Source organism: Sporolactobacillus sp. KGMB 08714, assembly GCF_036598985.1.
Classification (GTDB): Bacteria; Bacillota; Bacilli; order Bacillales; family Sporolactobacillaceae; genus Sporolactobacillus.
Genome location: NZ_JAUUBW010000051.1, coordinates 1 through 4,629, shown reverse-complemented (window position 1 = coordinate 4,629; position 4,629 = coordinate 1). Strand labels below are relative to the sequence as shown.

The 4,629-nt window shown below is 40.9% G+C and carries 5 protein-coding genes and 1 pseudogene; all 6 read right to left on the bottom strand.

From position 1 onward, the window contains the following. Window positions 1–915 (bottom strand): tyrosine-type recombinase/integrase (locus tag Q6A92_RS17140; RefSeq protein WP_332238839.1); only part of this gene is annotated, 915 nt, incomplete at its 3' end. Next, on the bottom strand, window positions 902–1,837 hold the full coding sequence (locus tag Q6A92_RS17135; RefSeq protein ID WP_332238838.1) for a site-specific integrase: 936 nt from the start codon (window positions 1,835–1,837) through the stop codon (window positions 902–904). The genes Q6A92_RS17135 and Q6A92_RS17140, both read right to left, overlap by 14 nt. A 168-nt stretch (window positions 1,838–2,005) precedes the next feature. Next, window positions 2,006–2,764: pseudogene (locus Q6A92_RS17130) on the bottom strand (transposase); the annotation flags it as partial. 50 nt (window positions 2,765–2,814) lie between these two features. After that, window positions 2,815–3,141 (bottom strand): IS66 family insertion sequence element accessory protein TnpB, encoded by a 327-nt coding sequence (tnpB, locus tag Q6A92_RS20375; RefSeq protein WP_443029752.1) that lies wholly within the window; start codon window positions 3,139–3,141, stop codon window positions 2,815–2,817. Between the two features lie 29 nt (window positions 3,142–3,170). Then, the gene (tnpA, locus tag Q6A92_RS17125) at window positions 3,171–3,482 is read right to left on the bottom strand and encodes an IS66 family insertion sequence element accessory protein TnpA (RefSeq protein WP_332238837.1); all 312 of its coding nucleotides are present in this window, start codon (window positions 3,480–3,482) and stop codon (window positions 3,171–3,173) included. Window positions 3,483–3,800: 318 nt separating this feature from the next. Continuing rightward, window positions 3,801–4,370, bottom strand: a complete 570-nt coding sequence (locus tag Q6A92_RS17120) for a nucleotidyltransferase family protein (protein ID WP_332238836.1) — start codon at window positions 4,368–4,370, stop codon at window positions 3,801–3,803. Window positions 4,371–4,629: the final 259 nt, after the last annotated feature.

The following is a 4,629-nucleotide window of genomic DNA, read 5'->3' as shown; positions in this document are numbered from 1 at the left end:
CTGTTTAGTTAAACGCAGATATTTTTCTGTCGATTCCACATCTTTGTGCCCAAGATAGGTGCTGAGGATTGGAAGCGAGCAATAAGGATCCATACCTTTACGAATCATTTGTTCTAGGGCATGGACACTGAAGGTATGTCTTAGGTCATGAACACGAGGGTACCTTCCGGTACTTAACTGGGGTATACCTGCTTTCTCCTCCAGCATTTTAAACTGATTCCTGATCGTTATTGGAGCATATCTTTCCAGGTGAAGCGCTGGGAAAAAGTATGGATTTCCCATTCTTACAACCTTTGAATTATAAATAGATAAATACTGTCTTAGTGATTCAGATACTGGAACTAACCGGGAAACATTATTTTTCCCCTTCATAACGACAAGAATTCCGTTATCTAGATCAACGTGTTCACATTTGAGAGCAAGGGCTTCACTCACACGTAAACCACTTCCATATAACATACGGATGACCGCAGGATATATATAGGGGGTATTTATAAACTTATTCTTGTTTGGTTTGATTGCGTCAGCTTCCTGAAGAATCCGGTTCATTTCATCTTTGGTAAAGATATAGGGGACAAAACTTTTTGAAACTTTAACGAGTTCCTTCGGGTAGACAAAGGCGGATATACCTCTCAAGTTTAAGAATAAGGCAAACTGTCTTATATGGGATTGCCTTGTATGGAGGGTTCTGGCACTTTCATTGTCCCTTTTTTTTGCATACGCTTTAACCAGTTCTGGCTGTAAAGCCAGTATAGGATCCGATTTTGAATGAGCATATATAAAACGAAGCATCCTGTTTATTTTTGACTGTTCAGCGTACGAATACTTGAATCCTAAGGACTGTTTATAATCTACATATTCTAAAGCAATGTCACGATAGATCTCAGAAAAATCGAAGGTATCATAGTGTTTCACACGGTACCTCCAAAGCCAATTGTCTTAAGGCGTCAATATCGATATTAAGATACATCCTCGTGGTGTTGATGTTCGAGTGTCCTAACGTCTCCTTAATTACATACATCGGAGTGTTATTATGGAGCATGGCACTTGCCAAAGAATGTCGCATAGCATGTGGACCATGTTTTCGTTCCGAAATATCAATGTTAGCCTTTTTGAAATACTTAGAGACCGCTTGGTGTAAGCAAGAATTAGTCAAGGGTTTCCCCCCATTTTTAATACCAATAAAAATGTAATCTGAGTTTGTTTTGGGACGCTCATTTTTGATGTAATCAATTAATGCATATTTGATATTTTCCAACAGCGGTAACTGATTGAAAGTCTTAGTCTTATACTGAACAAATTCAATGGTATTGCGTTCCCAATGGATATCTGACATTTTTAATCGGATAATGTCACTGGAACGGATACCAAGTTCCGCAGCGAGTAATACAACGACAAAGTCCCTTTTCCCATAAAATGTACTTCTGTCTACGGCATAAATGGTTCGTCTGATTTCTTCAATGGAATAAAATGAAAGGATACGTTCTCGTTTGTTGGTAAATATGACTGGAAATAGTTCATTGCCTGAGAACAGGGTAAGGTTTTTGGCGTGTAAAAAATTAAAGAAGTGACGCAAAATAAATGTGCGTCCACTTATGGTGGAAGAAGATAATTTGGAAAGGGAAGATAGATAACCGGTAACATGACTTTGACTACAGTTCTGAAAATTTCTCACGTTACTATCACCGAGATAATTCATAAAAGAAATAATCGTTATTCTTTTGGATGAAATCGTCAGTGGGGATAGTTTTCTGAATTCCTCTAAGTTCAGATAATCTTCTAAGGTATCTGAATAGTCCTCATACCTAAGGAGAATTTTTGTCGCTTTTGCATGCATTTTGATGCACCTCCCATTCTAAAGATAGCATCAAAATGTTATGTTAAGTTGTATTTCCAGAAACTGCACTCAAATACTAGAAGTACAGCGACCTCTGTAAATTAATCAAGGTTGACTCAACATAATAAATGACTCTCCATAAGAGGAGTTATGTTGAGCTCAACATAATTCATCCGCATGGACGATATCACGTTCTAACAGATGCCTCTTCATGCGATCGTAAATTAAGGCGAGCCATTGCCGAGCACCATAGAGAATCCAGTTGCCTAGTGTTTGCCGGGAAAGAGTGACACCGAGCCGTTTGAACTGTTGCTCCTGACGGTAAAGCGGCTGAGCATCCAGATACTTTTGACACATCGTCTGTGCCATCATCGAAGGGGACGCCAAACTTTTGGGAAAAACCGGCTTCGGCGCTGGGGCGGTCACAATCGGCGTTTTCGTTCCCTTATTTTCGCAGTGCCGGCAAGCATAGATGTGACGGACATGCCGAACGACTTTAACTTCTGCCGGGATGACTTTCAGTTCTTCACGGACTTCCGTAGTCATTTCATGCAGGGCACTACCACAGCAGGCACAAACCTGTTCTTTTTCAGGCAAGCGATAGTCGATCACCTCGACCGGAAGGTTGTCCCGCTTTTCCTGACGCTGCCCCGGCGTTTTCTTTCGTTTATAGGTGATGGTTTCAACCGTAGGCTCGGGTGCTTGTGCACTCGATTCACTCTCTGCCTCGTTGAACAGTTGCAGGGTGAGCTGCTCCGGATGCGTCTTTTCACTTGAAGCGCCAAACCGGTGTTGTCGGCTGAGACGGAATTGTTCTTCGAACCCTTTCAGCTTCAGTGTCAGTTCGGCATTTTGTTTTTTCAACGCATCGCGTTCTTCTTGAAGGGCTTCAATTGTAGATAAGGGTGCTTCCGCTCCGTTTTTCATTCTTTCATTATAATGGAAAACGTGCTCTCTGTCTGCGTTTTAACCAAAAATCAGATCAGCGTGCGTGCCTTCACGGCCCGGTGGGCCTCGCGTTGTTCGAGGGACAGTCCGTCCAGCAGCCAATTTAATTGGTGCCGGCTGATTTTTAAGGACGGGGCATCGTTATGGGCCTTCGGCCACTGGAAAGTCCCCTTTTCCAGACGTTTATAGTAAAGCCAGAATCCATTGTATTCCCAGTGAAGAATTTTCAGCTTGTCCCGTTTGCGATTACAGAAGACAAACAGGCAGGGTGAAAACGGATCGAGGTGAAAGCTTTCCTGAACCAGGACGGATAACCCGTCAATTGATTTGCGCAGATCGGTGTTCCCCTTGGCCAGGTAGACATTTTCGATCGTTGATTCCCGAATCAGAAGCTCCGAAGCACACGAACCACATCAGCGAGCAGGTCCGGATCAAATCCAGCATGAAGTTCAACTTTCGCCGAGCCCAGGTAGATGAAAAGCACATCGGTTTTCTCCTGTCCGGCCAGATCAACGACCATCCAAGATGGCCTGGTTGAGGATGCGGCATCTCTTGTCGAACGTAACTTGCGCCGCCAATATCGGAATTGGCTCAATGGAATTTCCTGACTGGCGCACCACTGAGTGCCGGTTAATTCGCTTGTCTCAAATTCGCTCATTCTCTTCTTCCAGAATGCATGTAGCTCCGCTCGTGTCATGGATCATCCTCCTGATCAATTCATAGAGGCATTATCGCATGACGCTAGGAGTATGAGAAGGTGTCCATTATTTGACGCTTACTTTTATACTATAGCTTTTTTTAAAAGCATTAGCACAGCATTCATGATTATTGAAATAAACAAGGATATTTACCCACACTTTAATTAAACTTATAGCCTGCTAAAAAAAAAGCAATAAACACCCTCAACTTCACAATAAGGTACTTTTATCGCTTAATAAAAAAACTTTTTTAGAAATCTTTGTTTACCACTGTTTACTGCGCAGTTAAAACGTACTGCGTAACAGAATTAACAAAATTACCAAGGTATTATCGTCAGTTTATCCCACTTACCTTGCCATTTTTCTGCCTTTTTCTCATATATTTCTTTTGTAATCATTTTCTTGTTCGGTCTAATAACCATAGAAAATAAGTCATCTAGCTGATAAGGTGCATAGATTACGTAAAAGTCTTTCTTCTCCCTCCTTATGCCAAGAGAGGTTGCGGTAGTTGGCCAGCTATCAATTGCATTCTCTAAAGAAGTATATGGCTCAATTGGAAAACCGAATTTTTGTTTATACCAGAGATGAACACGTGCCTCATTTTTAACATCCAGCTTGAATGGAAATTTCCCTAGTCTCTCAATTAACAGTCTTTTTACTTCGTTCTCGATCGCTGTATTTTTGTCGTCAAAATAGACAACGTCAACATCTGAAATTCCGTATGTAAGTGGATTTCCCGATAGATAATTCCAAACTGTATCAGCAATGCAGCCTGCCCCAATATAATAGTCATGTGGCAAGCTTGACTCTTGGCAGACTCTCAATAACCTTTTTAGAGGTTCGCTTTTATTAATGATTTCAACTATTTGTTTCTCTTTGTTTTCCAAATGTTACCCTCCATCGATTAATGCTTCACAGTATTTGTCTACTGTTCATTTTAAAGCATTTTCCAACAATGACTACAACAATTTTATAACAACTGATTTAAAAATCATTAGTACAGTCTTTATGATTATTGAAATAAACAGGGGTATTTACCCATACTCTATGTAAACTTATAAGATACTAAAAAAGAGGCTGTCTCAAAAGCCCTGTTAAAACTCAAGAACCGGAGAGAAAATTTGTAAAAAAATTTCTCTCCGGTTC